The organism is Pontibacter qinzhouensis (assembly GCF_008017455.1).
In the GTDB taxonomy this organism is placed as follows: domain Bacteria; phylum Bacteroidota; class Bacteroidia; order Cytophagales; family Hymenobacteraceae; genus Pontibacter; species Pontibacter qinzhouensis.
Map to the genome: position 1 here is coordinate 1 of NZ_VRTY01000041.1, position 21489 is coordinate 21489.

Annotated in this window: 14 protein-coding genes; 10 read left to right on the forward strand and 4 right to left on the reverse strand. The window is 47.6% G+C overall.

Features of this window, described 5'->3' with window-relative positions:
• The first annotated feature begins 417 nt into the window (after positions 1–417).
• The 5 genes from FVR03_RS12020 (at position 418) to pbpC (ending at position 6693) form a co-directional block, all read left to right on the forward strand.
• Positions 418–1131: a ferritin-like domain-containing protein gene (locus FVR03_RS12020; RefSeq protein WP_255474189.1), complete on the forward strand. Its 714-nt coding sequence runs from the start codon at positions 418–420 to the stop codon at positions 1129–1131.
• 12 nt (positions 1132–1143) lie between these two features.
• Positions 1144–1944: a ferritin-like domain-containing protein gene (locus FVR03_RS12025; RefSeq protein ID WP_147922000.1), complete on the forward strand. Its 801-nt coding sequence runs from the start codon at positions 1144–1146 to the stop codon at positions 1942–1944.
• A 367-nt stretch (positions 1945–2311) separates the two neighbouring features.
• Positions 2312–2866, forward strand: coding sequence for an RNA polymerase sigma factor (locus tag FVR03_RS12030; protein WP_255474190.1), 555 nt, complete (start codon positions 2312–2314; stop codon positions 2864–2866).
• Positions 2859–3701 (forward strand): anti-sigma factor, encoded by an 843-nt coding sequence (locus FVR03_RS12035; protein ID WP_147922001.1) that lies wholly within the window; start codon positions 2859–2861, stop codon positions 3699–3701. The genes FVR03_RS12030 and FVR03_RS12035 overlap by 8 nt, the downstream gene beginning before the upstream one ends.
• 634 nt (positions 3702–4335) lie before the next feature.
• Positions 4336–6693 carry a penicillin-binding protein 1C gene (pbpC, locus tag FVR03_RS12040; protein WP_255474191.1) on the forward strand — a complete coding sequence of 786 codons (2358 nt, stop codon included), beginning with the start codon at positions 4336–4338 and terminating at the stop codon, positions 6691–6693.
• 624 nt (positions 6694–7317) lie between these two features.
• Here the strand turns inward: pbpC and FVR03_RS12045 are convergent.
• A complete protein-coding gene (locus FVR03_RS12045) occupies positions 7318–7539 on the reverse strand; it encodes a hypothetical protein (protein ID WP_147922002.1) in 222 nt (73 codons plus the stop codon).
• Positions 7540–8845: 1306 nt separating this feature from the next.
• Between FVR03_RS12045 and FVR03_RS12050 the strand changes: the two genes are divergently transcribed.
• From FVR03_RS12050 to FVR03_RS12070, 5 genes are all read left to right on the forward strand, one after another.
• On the forward strand, positions 8846–10777 hold the full coding sequence (locus FVR03_RS12050) for a M13 family metallopeptidase (protein WP_222707220.1): 1932 nt from the start codon (positions 8846–8848) through the stop codon (positions 10775–10777).
• 204 nt (positions 10778–10981) lie between these two features.
• Positions 10982–14881, forward strand: coding sequence for a hypothetical protein (locus tag FVR03_RS12055; protein ID WP_147922004.1), 3900 nt, complete (start codon positions 10982–10984; stop codon positions 14879–14881).
• A gap of 341 nt (positions 14882–15222) precedes the next feature.
• On the forward strand, positions 15223–15708 hold the full coding sequence (locus FVR03_RS12060; protein ID WP_147922005.1) for an ankyrin repeat domain-containing protein: 486 nt from the start codon (positions 15223–15225) through the stop codon (positions 15706–15708).
• 420 nt (positions 15709–16128) lie between these two features.
• On the forward strand, positions 16129–17196 hold the full coding sequence (pelA, locus tag FVR03_RS12065) for a pectate lyase (protein WP_147922006.1): 1068 nt from the start codon (positions 16129–16131) through the stop codon (positions 17194–17196).
• 225 nt (positions 17197–17421) lie between these two features.
• Positions 17422–18186 (forward strand): oxygenase MpaB family protein, encoded by a 765-nt coding sequence (locus tag FVR03_RS12070; protein WP_147922007.1) that lies wholly within the window; start codon positions 17422–17424, stop codon positions 18184–18186.
• A gap of 48 nt (positions 18187–18234) precedes the next feature.
• On the opposite strand, the gene FVR03_RS12075 is transcribed toward FVR03_RS12070, so the two are convergent.
• The 3 genes from FVR03_RS12075 to FVR03_RS12085 all read right to left on the reverse strand — a co-directional run bounded on the left by FVR03_RS12075 (position 18235) and on the right by FVR03_RS12085 (position 20924).
• Positions 18235–18978: a Mut7-C RNAse domain-containing protein gene (locus tag FVR03_RS12075; RefSeq protein WP_147922008.1), complete on the reverse strand. Its 744-nt coding sequence runs from the start codon at positions 18976–18978 to the stop codon at positions 18235–18237.
• Positions 18979–19111: 133 nt separating this feature from the next.
• On the reverse strand, positions 19112–19966 hold the full coding sequence (locus FVR03_RS12080) for an aminotransferase class IV (RefSeq protein WP_147922009.1): 855 nt from the start codon (positions 19964–19966) through the stop codon (positions 19112–19114).
• 142 nt (positions 19967–20108) lie between these two features.
• The gene (locus tag FVR03_RS12085) at positions 20109–20924 is read right to left on the reverse strand and encodes a tellurite resistance TerB family protein (protein ID WP_147922010.1); all 816 of its coding nucleotides are present in this window, start codon (positions 20922–20924) and stop codon (positions 20109–20111) included.
• Positions 20925–21489 lie beyond the last annotated feature (565 nt).

A 21489-nucleotide genomic window follows, 5' to 3' on the forward strand; every position in this document is an offset into this window, starting at 1 on the left:
TAGCGAGGCCCCGTTCTCGGGCATCGCGCTGCTGCATCTTTCCTGCCAGGGGTGCAGGGGCCCCTTTTAGACTCGCTCGCGCTCAGGCTGCCTGCGGCACCGGAAACCTGCAAAGGCGCTCAACCCAAGAACGGGGATTTGTGCTCTGGACTACTGGTACAGGGCCAGCAAAGTAATTTGTTGAGTTGAGAGTATAAAATTTAATTGAGTATCCTTAGTGCGTAACATCAGTTAATAATATTCTGCTGCAACTTCTCTCCATTAATTGGTTGCCTGCCAGAGCTTTTCCTGTTTTTGAAGTTTATTTACAACTGCCTAAATCCAAGGCTGCCAGCAAGCCCGTAGGTCTCGCTGAACTGCAGGCAGCAAGATGTGAAGCTGCAGTGGTATATTCTTTACATCATAAACTCGAAAATTATGGAAAAACCTGTAAAAAAGCCTGAGCAGCAAGAAATAGAAGTTGCAAAAGCACTTGTTACCCCGATGCAACGGCGCGTGTTCTTCAGATATGCAGGAGCCTCTGCAGCAGCAGCCACTTTACTTCTAACCACTACCTCCTGCGACGATGACGATGACAACACCATGATGGACCCGGGCGCAGTTGACCTGGGCTCGGGCGACACGGGCATCCTGAACTACGCTTACGCCCTGGAACAACTCGAAGCAGCCTTTTATACCGAAGTCGTGGCAAAATCGCTGGGGTTGTTTAACGCTACCGAGCAGCAGATTATGCAGGACCTGAAAGGCCACGAAATGATTCACCGCGATTTCCTGAAAGCAGAACTAGGCAGCAAGGCCATTCCAAACCTGGAGGTTAATTTCGAAGCCATTAATTTTACAGATAAAAACAGCGTACTCAATACCGCTAAAACCTTCGAAGACCTGGGTGTAGCCGCTTACAATGGTGCCGGCAAATTACTCGACAATGCCGGTTTCCTGACGATGGCTGGTAAAATTGTTTCGGTAGAGGCGCGCCATGCCGCTATTATCCGCGACCTGATCTCTAACGGCACCTTCTCCGATACTGCCGACACTATGGGCCTGGACCCGGCCATGATGCCCGCTGATGTACTACAGGCAGCCGCTCCGTTTATTAAAACCAAAATATCTGCAAACAATTTACCAAAATAACAGCTCCAGGCCATGAACATATTCAAGATAATAAAAGACATAGAACAACTCGACTCAGAAGTGTATGCCCGCATCGACTCGCGCCGGGATGTTTTTAAGAACATGGGCAGCTTCGGCAAAAAAGCCGCGCTCTCTGCTATACCACTGGCACTGGCTTCTGTTTTTAACAAAGCTTACGGCCAAAGCACCAACGGCATTGTAGATGTACTTAACTTTGCCCTGAAGCTGGAGTACCTCGAGCGGAACTTCTACACGCAGGGCCTGGCTGCCAATGGCCTTATCACGGAACCTGCTGCCCGGGCCGCCATCCAGAAAATTCAAGGGCACGAGGCGGCGCACGTAACACTGCTTATCGCAACCATTCAGCAACTTAACGGCACCCCCATAGCGGAGCCGACCTTTAACTTTGGCAAGAACTTCGCCGACTGGAACACAAACTACCAAACCTTCCTGACGCTGGCACAGGCCTTCGAAGACACTGGTGTCCGGGCTTACAAAGGCCAGGCTGCCAACGTCATGAGCAACGACACCGTGCTGCAGGCTGCCCTGCAGATACACTCAGTTGAGGCACGCCACGCCGCCCACATCAGGCGCATGCGCGGTAACAAAGGCTGGATAGAAGGAAACCACGAAAACAGCACCGTACCGGCAGGCGCACAACCCGTGTATGCCGGCGAAAATAATGTAATGCAAGGCAGCGTAACCGATGTTAAAACGCTTGGAGGTGGCTACACAGCAGCCATTGCCACGGGAGCCTTCGACGAGCCGCTAACCAAAGAGCAGGTGGCCACTATTGTGTCGTTGTTCGAATAGCGACCGAAGCTGCTTCCTGGTTTGCAGCACAGCGAAACCACAACTCTATAAACAAAACAGCCAGATACTTGTTACATACTATAAGGCAACTAAAAGGCACTGCGCCTTTTGCTTTACAAGTGTCTCCTATAATAAAAATGAGTTAATAAATTTCCCCTAAAAAAGAGCTGCCTCAGGTGGCTCTTTTTTTGTCTTACAATTTCTACGCTTTGCCAGAAACCTGCCTACTGTCTCAAAAAAACTTTCGTAACACTCCTAATCTGAACAACCTTCTACCGCCTGATAAGTTATAGTGTATACATTAATAAAAATATCTATAACTTTAGGAGTCCTTGCAAAAGGCACATCTGTTAAAACAAATGTTTCATTGATCAACCGGTCCAAAAAAAAGCTAAGTGAAGAAGCCCTGATAGAACGACTCCGTTCGCAGGACGAAGCGGCCATGGAGGTACTATACGACATGTACAGTGCCACCCTTTTTGGCGTAATTGTACAGATTGTGAAAGTTGAAGAAATAGCAGAAGATGTGTTACAGGAGTCTTTTCTGAAAATCTGGAATTCGTTTGCAAGTTATGATGCAGAAAAAGGACGTCTTTTTACCTGGATGATTAATATTTGCAGAAACCTGGCCATCGATAAAATCCGGTCTAAAGCCTACCGCGTAAGTCATACATCGGAGCAGTTGCCAACCGACTCGCGGCCAGGATTTACGACCGAAGCCATGAATCCGGATCATATTGGCATACGGGAGTTGGTAGAAAAGCTGCAGCCGGAACAGAAACAGATCATAGACCTGATGTATTTTGAAGGTCTTACACAAAGCGAAATAGCAGAAAACTTCCAGATACCGCTTGGCACGGTAAAAACAAGGGCACGAAGTGCTGTTAAATATTTATCAAAATTTTTTAAAGGGCGTGCATAACGAAGAATACATAGCATCTGGTGTGCTGGAGCTTTATGCAGCCGGTGGACTTACGCCAACAGAGCGTGAGGAGGTAGAGGCACGTGCTGCCGCCTCTGCTGAAGTGCGCGCAGCCCTGGATGAAGCCTGCGCCACCATGGAAACCTACGCCAGCCAATATGCAAGAGCTCCAAGAGCAGCACTTAAGCAAAACATTATGGCGCAGGTAAGGGCGCAGAAAGACACTGCCTCGCTACCTTTTTCGCCTGCACCTGAGCAGGTGGAACAACAGGCCATACCTCTTTACCCCGAGCGCGAGAGTTCACCTTATAAGTGGATGTTTGCAGCCAGCATTGCGCTTTTCCTGATTTCCGGGTTACTGAGCATGCACTTCTACAACAAGTGGCAGGATGCAGAGTCGCGGTTGGGGCAGGTAATTGCCTCGGAGCGCCTGTTAGCACAAAACGTAGAAACGGCATCGCTCCGGCTAGAGCAGCAGGAGATTGCACTTTCTGTTTTCCGGAACCCCGACTACAAGCAAATTAAACTAGCTGGCGTTGATGCCCACCCGGATGCAAACATGACGCTCTACTGGAACCCTGAAAACAGCCAGGTATTTATAGACCAGATGCGCCTGCCAGCAGCACCTGCCGGCAAACAATACCAGCTCTGGGCCCTGGACAATGGTACCCCTGTAGATGCAGGTGTTTTCTCGGAGACAAACCGCTCCCTGAACCTGCAGCAGATGAAAGCCATCTCGTCGGCACAAGCCTTTGCCGTTACCCTCGAACCTACAGGCGGCAGCGTAAACCCAACGCTGGAGCAACTCATGGTTATGGGTAAAGTAGAGTCCTGAGGAAGTTGGTTGTTTTTTACTGATTGTTCGATTTAAAGATTTGGAAATAAAAGGATTTGTAGATTTAGGGATGTGAAGATCTGTAGATTTTTCCTTTAGTCTTTTTTTTGCTGTGCGTAGTTTCCGACTACGCACTTTTTATGTCAGGTAGTCTCTGTTTCGTTCTTTAATCTTTATAGTAGAGGTATTGGTCATAAACTATCCAGTATATGATGTGCGTTATCAGAATAAACTGAACACCTTCTGCACATCAACCCAATTTCCTAAATCACCCTTGCTCCTATTTCCTCAAAAAAACCTTCGGAAGGCCCTTTTCATTAGGATAATTATTAACTGATGTTACGCACTATTATACTACAGAAGAAAAAAGTCCCCCTTTGAAGGGGCTAGGGGGATGTTAAGCTTACTAGCAAAAACGTGGGCAATGAACTTGATGCTTCTGCAATTTGAAAATAATTGATCACATGTGTAAGTCATCCCCCAACCCCCTTCAAAGGGGGACAATACTCAGTATGCGTAACATCAGTTATTAAGTTAAAACATGTTTTTCAACTGGAAATAGGCAAATACAGTCCTCCACATCCTAAAACTCATAACTCATAACTTTTAACTTTTAACTCTTAACTAACTAAAGGTGCAGCTACTAACATTACGAAAGCCTTTCCGGAAGCCTCACTTGCCTGGCAGGCGAGCGAAGGTAGCCTTGGTTTTGCTGCTGCTGCTGCTTGGCTGTTCCCTTAGTTTTGCTTTACTGAATTTCCTTTTCCCGCTACAAGTGCAACTTGCTTATTCGCCGGTTATCACCGCTTCAGATGGCAGCGTGATTAACGCTTTTCTGAGCCCCGACGATAAATGGCGTATGCAGCTGGAACAAGAGGAGGTAAACCCGGTTCTGAAAAAGGCAGTACTCCTGAAAGAAGACAGGTATTTTTACTACCACCCTGGCCTAAACCCTGTGGCGCTGGTAAGGGCGTTTCTTAACAACACCATTCGCGGCAAAACCACATCAGGGGCCTCTACCATTACCATGCAGGTGGCAAGGCTCCTGTACCCTAAAGAGCGAACATACTGGCATAAACTTACCGAACTGTATAGGGCGCTGCAGCTGGAATGGCACTACAGCAAAGACGAAATTTTGCTATTGTATTTCAACCTGGTGCCTTTTGGCGGTAACATAGAAGGAGTTAAAGCGGCTTCGGTACTCTACTTTCATCAGTCGCCGAAACAGTTGAGCCTGGCACAGGCAGTAACGCTGGCCGTGATACCGAACAAACCATCCTCGTTGCGTATTGGGGTGCAGAACCAGCGGATTGTGGCCTTCCGGAATAAATGGCTGGAGTATTACCGCCAGGAACAGGCATTTCCGGAGAGAGAAATTGAGGATGCGCTGGCAGAGCCGCTGGAGGCTACCCGGCAGGAGGCACCACGGGTGGCACCGCATTTTGCCTATCGCATGCACCGGCAGTACCGGCACCAGGCCATTATTAACACCACCCTTAACCGGCAGGCGCAGGAAAAGGTGGAGAAGCTGGCCTATAACTACCTGCAGCAGCTGCGGCACAAAAACATACACAATGCTTCGGTACTTGTTTTAAATAACCAGACACATGCTGTAGAAGCCTACCTGGGCTCTGCCGATTTTACCGATGCAGCTCACGGCGGACAAGTAGACGGTGTTCGGGCCATCCGTTCCCCAGGCAGCACCCTGAAGCCTTACCTCTATGCCACCGCCTTCGACGTCGGCCTGATTACGCCTAAAACAGTTATAAACGATGTGCCGATAGACTATGCCGGTTACCGGCCCGAAAACTACTTTGGCAACTATAGCGGCAACATTACCATAGAACAAGCCCTGGCTACCTCGCTTAATGTGCCGGCCGTAAAGGTGCTGGATGAGCTGGAGGTGCACCGCTTTATCCGGAAGCTCTCACAGGCTGGCTTTTCGCAGATCAGGAAGGAGAGCAGCCAGCTGGGCTTGTCGCTGATTTTAGGAGGTTGCGGTGTGAAGCTGGAGGAGCTGACGAACCTGTTTTCAACCTTTGCCAACCAGGGCAGGCACACCCCAATTCGCTGGCTCCAGTCCGATACGAGTGCTGCACAAACACCACTGGTATCGCCGGCGGCTGCCTACATGGTAAACCAGATCCTGACGCAGCTCAAGCGCCCCGACCTGCCGCACAATGCCCACAACAGCGCCCGCCTCCCAAAAATAGCCTGGAAAACGGGTACCTCCTATGGCCGCAAAGATGCCTGGAGCATTGGCTATAACAAAAAATATACGATTGGCGTGTGGGTTGGCAATTTTTCGGGCGAAGGCGTGCCCGAGCTCAATGGCACCGATTCTGCCACTCCCCTGCTCTTCGACCTGTTTAACACCATCGACTACGACAGCCCCGAAACCTGGTTTACGGCACCCAAAGGCCTTAGCTACCGGAGCGTGTGCGTAGAGAGCGGCAAACCAGTTAACAGTTTCTGCACCAGCCACACCACCGATACGTATATTCCGGGCATCTCAGCAGTAGCCAAATGTACCCACCTGAAACGTGTGGCTGTGTCGGCCGACGGTAAGATGGCCTACTGCACCAGCTGCCAGCCCAACGCGGGTTTTGAAGAGAAATGGTACCCGAATTATGCCCCCGAGATTCTTACCTTTTTCGATTCGGAGCACATACCCTACCAGCAGCTGCCACTGCACAACCCGGCCTGCAGCCGCATTTTCCAGGAGTTTGCACCCGTTATTACCTCACCTACCGCCGAAATGGAATACATTTTAGAACGCAACGAGCACCAGCAGCTCATGCTGCACGCTAACACCCACAACGAAGTAAAGCAGGTGTACTGGTACATCAACAACAAATTTCTGAAAGCCGCATCACCCACCGAAAAGATTTTCTTTGAACCTGAAAAAGCTGGCCACTTTAAAATTTCCTGCACCGACGACCAGGGCCGCAACACCGACAGCCACATCACCATTCGCTTTATTGGAGGCTAGAAACAGCACGACCGGTTATCCAAGCTCGCATGCTGCAACGCACCCTTGAGCCCCAACAGCATGGTTTTCCTTTGGAAGGCTGATTTCATTAGAAACATTTAATTTTTGACTGCTGATTGTTCAATGGTTGTTTTAAATTATATCAACACTATTTCATTTCTGGTTCAGTTCTAATCACACTGTCATCCCTTTGGGATCTTGTAGATGAGATCCATCAGCAATGGCGACTTCTAGTGTTTAGTCTAAGTTCGTATAGTAGCTCGTTTAGCTGTGACAGCAGCAGCTAGTTTTTTCTATTTTCATTTGGTGCACCTGGCAAACTTGCTGGCGCTGTAGCAGCCGTAGGGAAAAAGTTCTTGCATCCGTTTAAACAGCTCAAAAACTTATTCGCGTTTATCGGTGGTTATGCCTAAGCCATTGTCCTGAACAGTTAGCAGAAAAATCTCTGTTATCTTGGTTAGCGGCAATATAAATAAGGACCTGCCAGTCTGGGAAGCACAGTATTTAATAGCATTGTTTATCAGGTTGTACATCTAACCTAGATTACCATTTGTATTTCGGGCTTCCAACTGTCAGCATAAAAAAAGGCAACTCTACAGTTGCCTTTTTTTATGCTGATGGAGCTTACTCCCCTACTTTCTCTTGTTCCGGCAGCTCGTTGTAGCCGGTCATTCTTTCCTTTTTATTTACTTCATCCAGGTCGGCTTTGTCGCTGCCCGGGTAGTCTGAGCTTTCTTCGGCTGCCTTCTCAGGGTTTCCTGCTGCGTTCTCCTTACCGGGGCCGGCTGTAACGTTTTCGCCTTCTTTTTCAACCTCTGAGGCTGGTTTGCTTTCTTCTGATTTCATAGGTCTGATCTTTTTCTGTTTCTGATTGGCAGGTTGTGCACCTGCTCTACTACTATAAACGAAATCGGCTTCTAATGTTTATAATATTCGCTACTTTCCGGAAAGTAATCTAAACAGCTCCTGAAATCAGGATTACAAAACTTAATGTAACAGGCCACCAATATTTTCCTTCATCTGAAGTTTAACAAATCTATTATTGAACTTTGAGAGGTTTAGTTGCAGCCTCTAGCTTATACAGTATTCTTGTAACCAGGTAAAAGTGCAGCCACATAAAAAACCCTAAACATACCCTTGGCAGAATTCTGATGAAAAACCTTCTGGAGGCTATTTTCATTTAAATAATTCAGATGTTACGCATTCAGCACGTGAGAAATGTCAACAAGCTACCTATTTTAAAAATCTTACATTGGATCAGCGCTTAATGATACATGTTAAATGGGTTTTAAAATGTATGATGCCTCCCGCCACAGCCTTACTTATTAAAATAATTCCAGTTTTTGGCTTGAGCCGCCTTGTGAGATCCGGTGCCGCCTTAGCGGCATGCGGAGCTTTAGCGGAGCAAGGAGGGAACACAGCGGTGATGGCCAAAAACGAGGCCCCGCGGCCTTGAGCGCTAAGACTTTTACTATGAAACCATATTGCTTGAGGGCACCGGATCAAGCAGCAGCTAAATAAGTTAGAGCCAAAATTAAAATCCCTTTTATAATCTATCTGCGTAACATCAGTAAATAATTCAGATGCAAGCATGACCATAAATTAAATTGATCCGGCAAGTCGTATGGTCGGAAAGTTGGTGTCTTCTACCGCACGAGGTACGCATAATACGCACCCTCCTTACCCTGGCCTGTACCATACACCCATTTTGTAACGATGCCCTAAATTCGATGTTCAAACATCTCCTTAACAAAAAAGGGAACTTTCGCGGCCATATTCATTGTAAATAGGGAGCAAATAATCATAAAAAACATCCATCTGTAAAAATTTGACTTTTAACTGTTTACACTTCTAAGTCGGTTTATAACAGCAGTTAGCCAGTAAATTCTAGTTTGTTTTAAAACATAAGTAGTAATTTTATGATACCGGCATTGCCTGCGTTCATGCAATGTCTTTTTAAATTTTACTTTTTTCAGAAACCTAAATTAAACCTACATCTATGCATCTACTTTCTGCTAAAGCGGGTAAGGTAAACGTGAAACGAAACGTGACCCTTTTTCTGCTCGGAGCTGCTACTATTTGCTCTTTAGAGGCAACGGCCCAGTCTGGTGCCAAAAACAGTAAGAAAACACCCTTCATCGACAAGGCGAACATGGATACCAGCGTGAAGCCAGGAGATGACTTTTACACCTACGCCAGCGGCGCCTGGATTAGGAGCAACCCGGTTCCTGCCAAAGAAACCCGTTGGGGAAGCTTTAACCTGCTGCGCGATTTCAACATTAACGCCGTAAAAACTATCCTGGCTGAGTCTGCTGCCAACACCAGCGCACCCGCAGGATCTGTTGAAAAGCGCGTTGGCGATTTTTATGCCGCCGCCATGGATAGTGCCGCCATCGATAAGTTAGGCTACACCCCAATTAAGCCTGACCTGGAGCGCATTAGCAAAATTACCGATCTGAATGGCGTGCTGCAGGAGGTTGCCTACCTGCGCACCACCGGTGCCAGTGCCCCTATGTTTGGGTTTTATGTTGGCCAGGACCGCAAAAACGTGGAGAACATGGTGCCACAGCTGAGCCAGGGCGGCACTACTTTGCCTGACCGCGATTACTACCTGAAAAATGATGCCCGCTCTCTTAAAAGCCAGGAAGCTTTAAAAAATTACATCACCACCCTGTTTACCCTCACAGGAGTTCCGGAAGCCACAGCACAGCAACATGCGGAAACGGTGTTCAGCATAGAGCAGAAACTGGCAGAGGCGCAGATGGCACGTGTAGAGATGCGCGACCCGTACAAAACCTATAACAAGTTTTCGGTTGCCGACCTGAGCAAGCAAACACCTAACCTGAACTGGAGCCAGCTGCTGCCAAAAATGAAAGTTACCGGCCAGGATACCATTCTGGTGAACTCTCCTGCCTTTTTTCAGGCGCTTAACACACAGCTTACTGCCACTCCGGTTGCCGACTGGAAAACATACCTGCAATGGAACGTGCTCAAATCTGCGGCACCCTACCTGAGCTCCGACTTCGCAGCCGCCAACTTTGCTTACTCGCAGGTACTAACGGGCCAGAAAGTACAGACGCCACGCTGGCAGCGCATGTCGTCGCTCACCGACAACACGATTGGTGAACTGCTGGGGCAACTGTATGTGCAGAAGCACTTTAAACCAGAGGCAAAAGCCCGCATGGATGAGTTGATCGCCAACCTGATTAAAGCTTACGAAATCAGGATAAATAAACTGGATTGGATGAGCCCTGAAACCAAGGAGAAAGCACTTGCCAAGCTGCATGCCTTTACGCCTAAAGTTGGTTACCCGACCAAATGGAAAACCTACGATGGCCTGTCTATTAACCGTGGTACCTTTTTCCAGAACGTGCGCAACGCCGGCCAATGGGGCTACACCGATATGGTAAACCAGCTTGGCAAACCCGTAGACAGAACCAAGTGGGGCATGACTCCTCCTACAGTTAATGCCTATTACAGCCCGGTAATGAACGAGATCGTGTTCCCGGCTGGTATTCTGCAGTTCCCGTTCTTCGACCCGAATGCTGATGACGCTGTAAACTATGGCGGTATCGGAGCCGTTATCGGTCACGAAATTTCGCATGGCTTCGACGACTCTGGCAGCCAGTACGACAAAGACGGCACATTGCGCAACTGGTGGACAGCCGAAGACCGCGCCAAATTCCAGGAGAAAGCCAAAGCCCTGCAGGAGCAGTATGATGCCTACACCGTGTTAGACACCATTCATGTAAACGGAAAACTGACACTAGGCGAGAACATCGGCGACCTGGGTGGCCTTGCTTCTGCTTACGAAGCCTTTAAAATGACCAAGCAAGGCAAATCGAAGAAAAAGATCGATGGCTTTACACCAGATCAGCGTTTCTTCCTGTCGTGGGCGCAGGTTTGGAGAGGCAATGTGCTTCCTGAAACAGCTGCCCAAATGATTCTGACAGATACGCACTCACCAGGTGAATACAGAACCATTGGTGCACCTGTAAACATGGATGCCTGGTACGAAGCCTTTAATGTGAAACCGGGAGACAAGCTCTACAAAAAACCGGAAGACCGTATCAGAATCTGGTAAGCTCTAGGCGCGCTAACAACAGCCGCAGCGATAACTACCAGTACAGTACTAAAAGCCGCTCCTACCTATGGGTTTGAGCGGCTTTTTTATGCATCCGGGGCTGTTTTATTCAATTTCTTTTAGTCAAAACATTGTACTTGCCCGTAAACAAACTCAAAATCAGGCTTCCTGAATGCCCATTGTTTTACACCCGAACTTAAATCCATGTCAAAACCAGCTCGCACCAGCCTGGGCAGAAAAATTCTTAAAATTTCAGGAATACTATTCGGCAGCGTGGTGGTGTTGGTGCTGGTGGTGTCTGTTCTGTTATTAACCTTACTGGAACCTTATGTAGAGCGTTTTGTAAAAAAACAGGTAGTTGAAAACACCGATGGCCTGTATGCCATCGACTTCACGAAACTACAACTAAACCTGCTGGCCGGCTCGCTTACTGTAGAGGAACTGCAGTTCGGCCCCGATACTGCCCGGCACCGGCAGCTGAAGCTGGCAGGAGATGCCCAACAGGTACTTGTACAGGTCCAGACACCCAGCTTAAAGGTAACCGGTATCAGGTTGCTGCATCTGCTCCTCGCAAAGCAACTTAAAATAGGCACTATTCTGCTCCATCATCCGGAGGTAACGCTGCTCTACGACGAAACCATACCCCCAGACACGATCGAAAAAGCCTCTGATAACGAGTTGGCTGACATGCTACAAACAGTGCGTATCGGTAAAATACATATTCCGGGGGCAACTGTGAGGCATGTGAATCTGCCTAACCCTAATGTAGTGCAGCACCAGGTAAACAACATTACCCTGCGGGTAAAAGACCTGCAACTCGACTCGCTTGATCAGCCGGATTTTGCCCGCATGTTTAAAGCCGATGATGTGCAGCTGCAAATAAGAGATTTTGAATACCAGTCGCCGGATAGCGTTTATTTTTTAACCTTTGGCGCTTTAGATTACTCGTCTGCGCAAGGTGAGTTTACGCTGAAGAATACACGCGTTCGCTCCGATAACACCAGAAACCTTAGCCTGCCTGCAGGCAAAGCATACCCTACACTACTCGATCTGCAGCTGCCGCTCCTGGCAATTACCGGTTTCGATGCCGTAGAGGCTTATCGTACCAGACAACTGCAGGTAAAACAGGTGCACCTGGAGCAAGCTACTGCCGCCTTGCTGCAAAACCTGGGTGTACAACCCTCTTCCGATTCGCTGGATCTGGCAGGGTTGTACCAGGAGGTTTCCCCTTTTCTCCGGCAGTTCACCTTAGATGAGTTTAAAATAACAGAGGCCCGGCTGGAAATACGCGAGCAGCAGAACGAGGTGTACACCACCCATCAGCTCGACGCTATAACACTGGCTATACAAAACATTCAGGTAGATTCGGCCACAGTTTTCTCGCCCCGTCAAAACTTTTTTGCTGACGACGTAGCGGTAACTGCCAAAAACTACTGCTTTCAGCATCCGCAGAGCCCTTACATACTTCAGGCGCAAAACCTGCAGCTAACCACCAGCCAAAATGCCATAAAAGCGACCAACCTGCATGTTGCCGCCGACTGGAGAAAAAACGATAAACTTAAAAAAAGTGGCCAGGCGCAACCGGTGCTGTATAACCTGACATCGCCAAAGCTGCTCATTTCCCGCATAGATCTTATAAAAGCCTTTAAAACAAAGAAACTCGCCATTGGCAGCATCCGGCTCGAAAGCCCGGACATACACCTGATAGATGACCTGGAGATAGAAACCGAAGATCCGAAAAAGCTGCTTCAGGAAAATTACCACCAGATGGCCGCCTTTATAACTGAACTGCAATTGGGCGAGCTTAGCCTGCAGAATGCCACGTTTAGTCTTCATACCAAAGATAAGCGCATGAAGCCGTCGCAGCGACTGGAGCATGCCTCTGTGGTAGCTTCAGGCTTTAAAATTGACTCTGCTTATATTTTTAATACTGACCAGGAAATACCGATAAACGACATCGTAGTGGCGGCCACAGATTATACGTTTCAACTGCCTGATAATCCGCACACGTTTAAGCTCGCCAGCCTCCGGTACTCAACCCGCCGTCAGGAGCTCACGGCCCGAATTTTAGAAGTCCGCTCCGACCAGGAACAAAACAACCAACTGCGTACTATCGGCAAAGCGCAGACCCGCCTGTTCGATGTGGAGGCCAGGCAGCTGCATATAACCGGCCTCGACATAGTGCGCGCTTATAACACCGGCAACCTGCAAATAGACCAACTGATACTGAGCCAGCCCGAACTGACCATTTTGCAGAACAACACCATAGCCACACCGCCACCCACAGAAACAGCCCAAGACGACACCAATTTTCTGTTCGGGGTTCTGAATGAAATATCGGTTAACAGCCTACGCCTCGACGATGGCACCTTTACGTACCGCAACCAGCAAAACGAGGTAACCCGCACACAGGTACTCGAACACGCCTCTGCCGCTATAAAAGGCCTCTACCTGACACCTGCTATTGTAGATGCCATAGACGACCGACTGCCTCTAAAGGAGCTGCTGCTGTCGGCCAGCGATTACACCTACCGTTCCCCCGACAGCCTATATACCTTAAAACTGGGCAGCATGCAGTACTCCAGCCAAAGCCAGGAACTGGTGGCCCGCTCTATAAACCTTGTTTCTGATAAAGAGGTACACAAAAGGCTGAAGCAGGAAAACAGGGAATTGGCTAACCGGAATCTATTCGATCTTTCGGCGGAGCACTTTAAAATAACAGGCCTCGACCTTATTCGCGCCTACGAAACAGGCCGGTACACCATGTCCGAAATCAGGCTGAACGAACCGGAAGTGGGCATCTTACAAGACCAGCACATTGCCGCCACCGAAACCGATGCTGCGGAGGCTGAAGCGGCTACCGATCGCCTGAACAAAATGGTAGATGCCTTCAGAGTGCGGAACATCAACATCACCGATGGCACCTTCAGGTTTAACATATTGCAGGACACGCTGCTGCGTAGCCAGACGGTGGAACACGTATCTCTTGCGCTGGAGCAGTTCAGGTTGGTTAACCTGCAGGCCAGCGACCCGCTAGATATGTTTTATGTAGAAGATATTGGCCTGCTTATACGCGACTATGCTGTTTTCTTACCCGATAGTTTGTACCAGTTACAGGTAAAAGAAATCAGAACCTCTTTAAACGACCAGGCTATTTACATCGATAGCCTCCGGCTGATTCCTCTGTTCGATAAGGAGGCGTTTACCGAAAAGCTTGATTACTCCGACGATCGTTTTGACGTAACAGTACCAACTGTAAAAGTGCTCGGCATTAACCTGAACGCACTGTATAATTACCAGGATATTATGGTAAAAAAACTGCTGATACAAGATGTGGAAGCCAACATTTACCGTGACAACCGCCTGACCCAGGACCCGAACCGCAGGCCCTATACTTTGCAAAAAATGCTGCGCCAGGTAGATCAGTACCTGGCCGTAGACACGGTATTGCTGGAGCGCACCAAGCTATCGTATGCCGAAATTGCACCTCAGTCTCTGGAGGAAGGCTATGTGGTGTTTAATGACCTGAAGCTGGAGATACTTAACGTGACAAACGATGACGAACGTATTGCAGCCAATAACGTGACCACTGCCTATGGTTCCACCAATTTTATGGATGCTGGCAAGCTTGAGGTTACGTTTAAATTTCACCTCGATCACCACGAAGACCTTTACACCTACGATGGCACGTTGGAGCAGATGAATTTCAAAGATTTTAATCCGCTGCTGGAAAATATAATGGGAGTGCGGGTAACAGATGGCCAGGTGACAGGTGCTGCTTTCTCTGTTACCTCTACCGAGCATGAGGCAACAGGCAACATCGATTTTCTGTACGAAGACCTGAAAATTCAGCTGCTCAAAAAAGACGATAAAGATAATCCTGGCTTTTTCCTGAATGCTGGTTCCTGGCTTATTAACAATTTAGTTATTAAATCGAACAACCCTGCTGGCAGGCGGGAACCACGCAAAGGCCCCATAGAAGCTCCACGCGATTACCAGAAATCGGTTTTTAACCACATGAGCAAAGCCATGATCGATGGCATAACCTCTAACCTTACGACTCCATTTGTAGAAAAAGTTATCGGTATTTTTATTAGCGACTGAGGCTACTGCTCCTCCAAATTAAAAATTAGAAATTAAAAGTCATGCTGGCGCAAGCGTCTGAGAGACCAGTAGCCGCTATCTGAAAAGAGTTTAGCAGCGAAGCAGCGCAACAGCAGTGCAAAGCTTCCTAAATTCCGGAAAATTTAAATCGAACAGTAGATTAACCATTTAACCAATAAGAATTAAGCCATTTAACAAGTAGCAATTATTCAAATAAAAATACCCTTCCAAAGCATTTTGGCTTCAATTGCGCCAAGGGTAATAGGCATTTTCATAGCCACAACCATGCTTGTTTCCGTATGCTTTGCTAAACACGTTTCGTACATTTAATAAAGAGCTACATGAACACCTTTTACTCTACAAAACCCGAAGACTTACTTTTTGATGCAGCACGTAAAGGAGATGTTGCCTACCTGCAGCAACAGATTGAAGAGGGAACTGACTTGAACATTCAGAATGCGAAGGGTTTTACGCCGCTAATATTAGCCAGCTACGATGGGCATCCGGAGGCAACCAAACTACTGCTCGAGGCAAAAGCAGACCCGAACGTGCAGGATTTAAGTGGAAATACCGCCCTGATGGGAGTTTGCTTTAAAGGCTATCCCGAAATTGCAAAATTACTTATTGAACATGGCGCTGACCTGAACCTGCAAAACGGGAATGGTGGTACCGCCCTCATGTTCGCCACTCTTTTCGGAAGAAACGAGCTTGTGAAACTGGTGCTGTCTTATGGCGCAGATACCGCCATCCGCGATGTTAGAGGTTTAACTGCCCTGGACCTGGCAATGCAGCAAGGCAACACCGAAGCCCTGGAACTCCTGAAATAAGCCAGCTGCTGATCGCTGTAAAAAAATAGCTGCAGAAACAAGTCAGCTCCTGCAACCTGCTCTTTAAAACCTGTAACAGCACTGGCCAGTCAGCTCTTCGCCAGCGCTGTTACAGGTAGGCGTTTTAAGGTACGGCCTGTGGCAAAAAAGCAGAGATCAGCTTGGCGTTGCCGGTAATCGATGTTTTTTGTGTGCTGGTGCTTATTTGGTAAGCAAGCAGTTGCCTTATTTAGTTTATTCAGGTGAGCAGCCAATAACGTGCAAAAGAGGCAATAATTTATTGCTTGGCAGCAAAACAGCAAAAAATAAATTTACAAATGTTTGTTTTATTTTTATAAAAAAAAGAGCATTTCAGGTTGCCATAGCAGTACATTAAAGCTATCTTAAGCCTTTAACTGAATTTGTTATTTGCTAATGAAAATGAACCGGACTTTCTTTTTTCTACTGCTCTGGGCGGGCCTGCATTTGTGGACCGTAAGCACCGGTAATGCAACTGCTTTAAATTACCAGCAAGGCACCGCAAAAACCGATGCAGTAGCAGAAAACATGCTGCTCTACCAGCGCGAATCGGGTGGGTGGCCAAAGGCTGTTAATAACAAAGCAGTGAACTATACTGTTACACTCACTTCAGCACAAAAAAATGCATTAAAGGCTGGTTTTACCTCCAAAGATGCTACCATAGATAATAATGCTACCTCCAAAGAGATCTGGCACTTAGCTAAAGCCTACAAAGAGACTGAAAACAGTCGCTACCTTACCGCTGCTAAAAAAGGGCTAGAGTACCTGCTCCGGGCTCAGTACCCAAACGGAGGCTGGCCTCAGTTTTACCCCGACACCAGCCACTACCGGCAGCAGGTTACCTTTAACGACCATGCCATGGTGAATGTGCTCAAGGTGATGCGCGACGTAAACCGAGGCAACGGCGCTATGGCTGCCTTTTCTGAGTACAAGGAGCAAGCCGGAAAGGCAGAAGAACGTGGTATAGCCTGTATTCTGAAAACGCAGCAAAAACGAAACGGAAAGTTAACAGCCTGGGCTGCGCAATACGATCATAAAACCCTGAAACCTGCCACAGCCCGCTCCTACGAACTTCCAGGTATTGCCTTATCAGAGAGTGTCGAAATTGTGCGGTTCCTGATGGGTGTTGAGAATCCTACTCCAGAAATTATAGCTGCCGTAACAGGAGCTAAGGCCTGGTTCGATGAAGTAAAAATAAAAGACTACACCCGAAAAAGAATGGATGCACCGGCAGAAGCATCCGGCCGCGATGTGGTATTCGTAGCTGAAAAAGGCGCTGAAATATGGGCCCGCTTCTACGACTTCGACACAAACAAACCATTTTTTTCTGGGCGCGACGGTGTTAAGAAAAACAGCCTGGCCGAAATAGAAAATGAGCGGCGGATTGGCTATGCCTGGTACGGCACCTGGCCAGCCGAATCGTTTGCCAAAGAGTACCCGGAGTGGCTACAGAAATGGAGGAAAAAATAATTTCGCTACTCTAAGGTTAAATTATTCAAATGAAAACAGCCTTCAGAAGGTTTTCTATCATTTTTTTGCCAAGGGTCTAAGCAATATGTTTTAGATAAAGGTATTTAAAGCTGCATCAAATCGTTCGTTTAAATTTTCCTAGCGCCTCCTCACGCATGGCTACTAATCCAACCCAAATTTTAAGCCGTTTCGGGACATTATAGCGACCGCTTGTGTTATACACCTATGAGCAATTTTGTCCGCGAAAATTCTATTGTCCGAAAGATCTGGGGAAACGGAGACACAATACTGTTTATTTTTGCCGGTTCTGCTGCTGAATTTGCCTTAAACAAAGCAGTAGACTGGCTTTATTTTACTGGCAGGTTGCCAGCCGATCCGCTTGGCAGGCTTTTCTCTACAGTGGCTTATGCACGCCAAATCGTGTTTTCTGAGGAAGACGCTGCACTGACAACCATCGATCAAATGGCAAAAATACATGCCGGTGTAGAGGCAAAACGAGGGCAGACGATCCCAGACTGGGCTTACCGGGATGTGCTCTTTATGCTAATCGACTACTCTATCAGGGCCTATGAAGTGCTGCAACGAAATCTGAGTTTAGAGGAGAAAACAGAAGTTTTTGAGGTTTTCAACAGAGTTGGCCAACGCATGGGCCTGAAAGAGCTACCAGTTACTTTTGAGCAGTGGCAGGTAATGCGGAAGGTGCACCTGCAACAAGACCTGCAAAAGAGCCATTACACCACCGACTTATACCGTCAGTACCGCAAGCACCTGGGTTTTGTTCGGTACCTGCTCCTGCTGGAAGGTCAGAAAATGGTTGTACCGCAACAGGTAAAAAAGCTGCTTGGTTTTAATTCAGTTCCCCTTCTCGCACCAGTTTTAGTTGTCTACAAACTCAGCCGAAAATTACAGTTAGACTGGTTACTGAAAGCTATTATATTGCCTGGTGCCTACAAAAACCAGATACGCAATCTCGATCGTCAACCAGCTTAATATAAGCTACCTGCACCTAGCAAAGCTTTAATTTTTCAATATCTAGGTTTAATCTTGTTTTAGCCTTTCTATAAATTCCTGCATGCGCTCATAGTGTGAACCCTTCCAATAAACACGCTGGCAGGTAGGGCATTGATAAAACTCATCGAAACAGAGCATTGTTTTGGGTGGAAGCTGTGTCAGCACCGTTGCCTTCGGAACAGGTGCAATGGGGCTATTGCAAATGAGGCAGCGGCTAAAAGCGTTGAATTTTGACGCTAACCGAAAATACGATAGTACCTCTGTTAATTGCTCCTCCAGGTGCTGCGACCGCAGCCAGTACCCCCACTTTATGCTTTTGTATTTAAGCAACCCGACATCGCGGGTGAGCACAATCCGATGTTGCTCGCTGGCCAGTTGTGCAATGGCACCGTCAGTATAGTCGTTTTGGTAGAGCGTGTCGAAGCCCAGTAAACGTAAACTTTTAGATAGCTTCCCCAGGTGAACGTCCAGAATAAATGCTGGAGTAACCGGTAAAGGGGCCTGCACTGCATCATGCTCCAGCCACTGCTTTACTGTCCCAGCCGGATAAACCTCAACACGATCGGCAGGCTGCAGCCGGTAACTGAAATCAACGGGTTCACCATTAACCAAAATACCATTTACCTCCGGATGCGGCACGCCAATAGCCTCAATGGCATCTTTCACGGCAGGTGCTCCTGAAAAGCCATACGGCACTGGCTTGTTTTTAGAACAAGTAGGCAAAAAGTCGTTAAGAGATCCGTGAAAATAAAAACTGGCTGCTTTTTCCATACTCTACCTGAACTTGCTTTTTACAAAAGCGGAAAACTTCTAAACCTGATGTGCTGGAAAATTCTTATTGCCCTAACCCGATATTTGGCACTACCTTGGCAATATGAAATTTTTAATACGGCGCAGTAAAGACCTACTTAGTCTGATCGATATACTGCTGCTCCAGGGCTTCCAGTTGCTGCAGCAAAGCCAGGGTAACAGAACCCGGTTTTCCGGTACCGATAAGGGTATCATTTATTTGCACAATTGGTACAATGCGTTTTGTGGTGCTGGTCTGAAATGCCTCCTTTGCCTGTTGCACGTCCTCAAAAGTTATATTGCCTTCTTCAGTGGCATAGGTTGCTGCTGCCAGGTCGAGCACATTTTTTCGGGTTATTCCCTTTAGCACCTCCCGTGCAGGCGTTGCAATGGTATTGTCCTGCTTCACAATAAAGAAGTTACTGCGCGGAAACTCTGTTACAATTCCGTTTTGATGATACAGCACATCCTGCGCTCCTTTTTCCTTGATCTGACCTATAAGCCTGATGCCCATGTTGTAGTTTATGGTTTTAGCGGCTGGTAGTTCGCGCTGGTACTCATGCGTTATGATTTTAATACCCTTTTCCACGTTCTCTTGTTCAGGATACGCTACTGCCTGCTCTATTAGCACCAGGTTTGGAGTGCCGGGTTCATAACCGCTTTCGGAGTAACCGCCGGTAAGAAGCAGCTTCATGCCGGAAAGTGGAAAGTTGTTGAGCCGGATGAGCTCCAGCGCTTTTTCGCGGAGAGCTCTCCGCTCCAGTGGCACCGGCAACTGCATTAAACCAGCTGACTGATAGAAGCGGTCCAGGTAATCTTCAAAAAAGAGCGGCTGCCCGCGCTGTATCCAGAAGTAATCGAAAATACCGTAGCCGCGTTGTATGGCCAGATCGCTGATGTGCAGGTAGGCCTCAGTTAACGGAACAAATTCATGGTGAATAAAGGCATAGACCTTTTTATCTGCTACCATTCTATTATATACTTTATCTGTTGAAAAGAGCCTGTTACAGCAAAGCTGCAACAGGCTCAGAAAGTGGCGAATGTGCCAGAATAATTTTAGTTTTAATTTCGAAGAAGCACCTTTATGAGTCAGATATGGCAGACTTTACGAACTACCAGCCTGTGCCACCGCCTCTCCGGCCACCGCCCAATATACCACCGAGTAAACCACCCAAGCCGCCGCCACCCATGTTGCCATAGCCACGCCTGCCGTTTAAACCACCAAGCACCGACAAAATAGAACCAAGCCCGCCTGCGCCAACCATGCCTCCGGCTCCTCTGCCGCCACCCATCATTCCGCCTCCCATCATGCCTCCACCAAGCAGGCTGCCTAACAAGCCACCGCCCATCATGCCTCCCCGCCTGCGGCCTCCGCTCATCATGCCAGCAATAACCATGGGTGCCAGTATGCCTAACATGCCTTGCACCATTCCGGGCGAAATGCCAGCGTTCTTAAACATGTCGCCAAAGCCACTTTTGTTTAGAAACGAGGAAGAGGTAGGGTCTTCTCCCCGCGCCTTTGCCTCATCGGCTTTGTTTACAAACTGATCGAGCACGCTGAACTGTTTTTGGTTTATCTCGAGGTAAGCGGCCATTTGCTCGATCCGCTTCTGCTCATCGGCCGAGTACAAGCCATCTGATTTGGCAAAGCTTATAAGATCGGTGATAAACGAAAAGCGTAACTGGCTTTTCTTCAGCACATCCAAACATTGTCTCAGATCTATAATGGTAGGATTCTGTGCAATCTGCACGACTTCCTGCTGTACATTGGGTGGCAACTCGGCTGCTTCGCCCATCATTTGCAAAAACTCCAGTTCCTCTTCGGTGGTTTTGCCATCTGCGGAGGCCATGGTCGCCAAGGCACCGAAATAAGCTGCTTTCTCTTCCTGAGAGTAGTCTTTAAGTAAAGTTGTCTGACCCTGTTCCATGTTGCTTTCGTTATCTGCTGCTAATTAGTTGTAGGTAGATTGATTCCGCGGACATCTGCCAAAGTATAAACTGCGACAAAACTTCCCGAAACCCAATCTATAAATTTTCCATTTTAACGGAATTGAAAAGTATGTTTGATATCACTTTCTTCTAACGTTCCTGGCAACAGCAGGTTAAGCTGCAGCAACAAAAGAATAAGAGGGGTTAACACTAATTCTCTTTTTTGGCTTTGGAAGGGTATTTTCATTCGAATAATTTGCGTGGTGACGCAAAAAGTAACCCATTTCAGTTGTCGGCACACTACCAATAGCATAAGGCTAACTAAGCACGGTATTATTTCTCTGGTATATGCTTGAACCTGCAGCTATTTTTTACACTGATCAAAAATCGTAATGCACCACCTTTCGAGGCAAGGCATCTGCTAAACTTCAGCAGTTTTATTATTTTTTAACTCCAACTAAATACCTTCGTCTTAAATATGTCGGGTAAACCCTTGGCAAAATTCGGATGCAAAACCTTCTGGAGGCTGTTTTTATTTGAATAATTCAGAAGCTAATTTCGAAA

Coding starts and splice junctions, on each gene's coding strand:
- FVR03_RS12020 (WP_255474189.1), top strand. CDS start 418: ATGGAAAAACCTGTAAAAAAGCCTGAGCAGCAAGAAATAGAAGTTGCA.
- FVR03_RS12025 (WP_147922000.1), top strand. CDS start 1,144: ATGAACATATTCAAGATAATAAAAGACATAGAACAACTCGACTCAGAA.
- FVR03_RS12045 (WP_147922002.1), bottom strand. CDS start 7,539: ATGAAATCAGAAGAAAGCAAACCAGCCTCAGAGGTTGAAAAAGAAGGC.
- FVR03_RS12050 (WP_222707220.1), top strand. CDS start 8,846: ATGGATACCAGCGTGAAGCCAGGAGATGACTTTTACACCTACGCCAGC.
- FVR03_RS12055 (WP_147922004.1), top strand. CDS start 10,982: ATGTCAAAACCAGCTCGCACCAGCCTGGGCAGAAAAATTCTTAAAATT.
- FVR03_RS12060 (WP_147922005.1), top strand. CDS start 15,223: ATGAACACCTTTTACTCTACAAAACCCGAAGACTTACTTTTTGATGCA.
- pelA (WP_147922006.1), top strand. CDS start 16,129: ATGAACCGGACTTTCTTTTTTCTACTGCTCTGGGCGGGCCTGCATTTG.
- FVR03_RS12070 (WP_147922007.1), top strand. CDS start 17,422: ATGAGCAATTTTGTCCGCGAAAATTCTATTGTCCGAAAGATCTGGGGA.
- FVR03_RS12075 (WP_147922008.1), bottom strand. CDS start 18,978: ATGGAAAAAGCAGCCAGTTTTTATTTTCACGGATCTCTTAACGACTTT.
- FVR03_RS12080 (WP_147922009.1), bottom strand. CDS start 19,966: ATGGTAGCAGATAAAAAGGTCTATGCCTTTATTCACCATGAATTTGTT.
- FVR03_RS12085 (WP_147922010.1), bottom strand. CDS start 20,924: ATGGAACAGGGTCAGACAACTTTACTTAAAGACTACTCTCAGGAAGAG.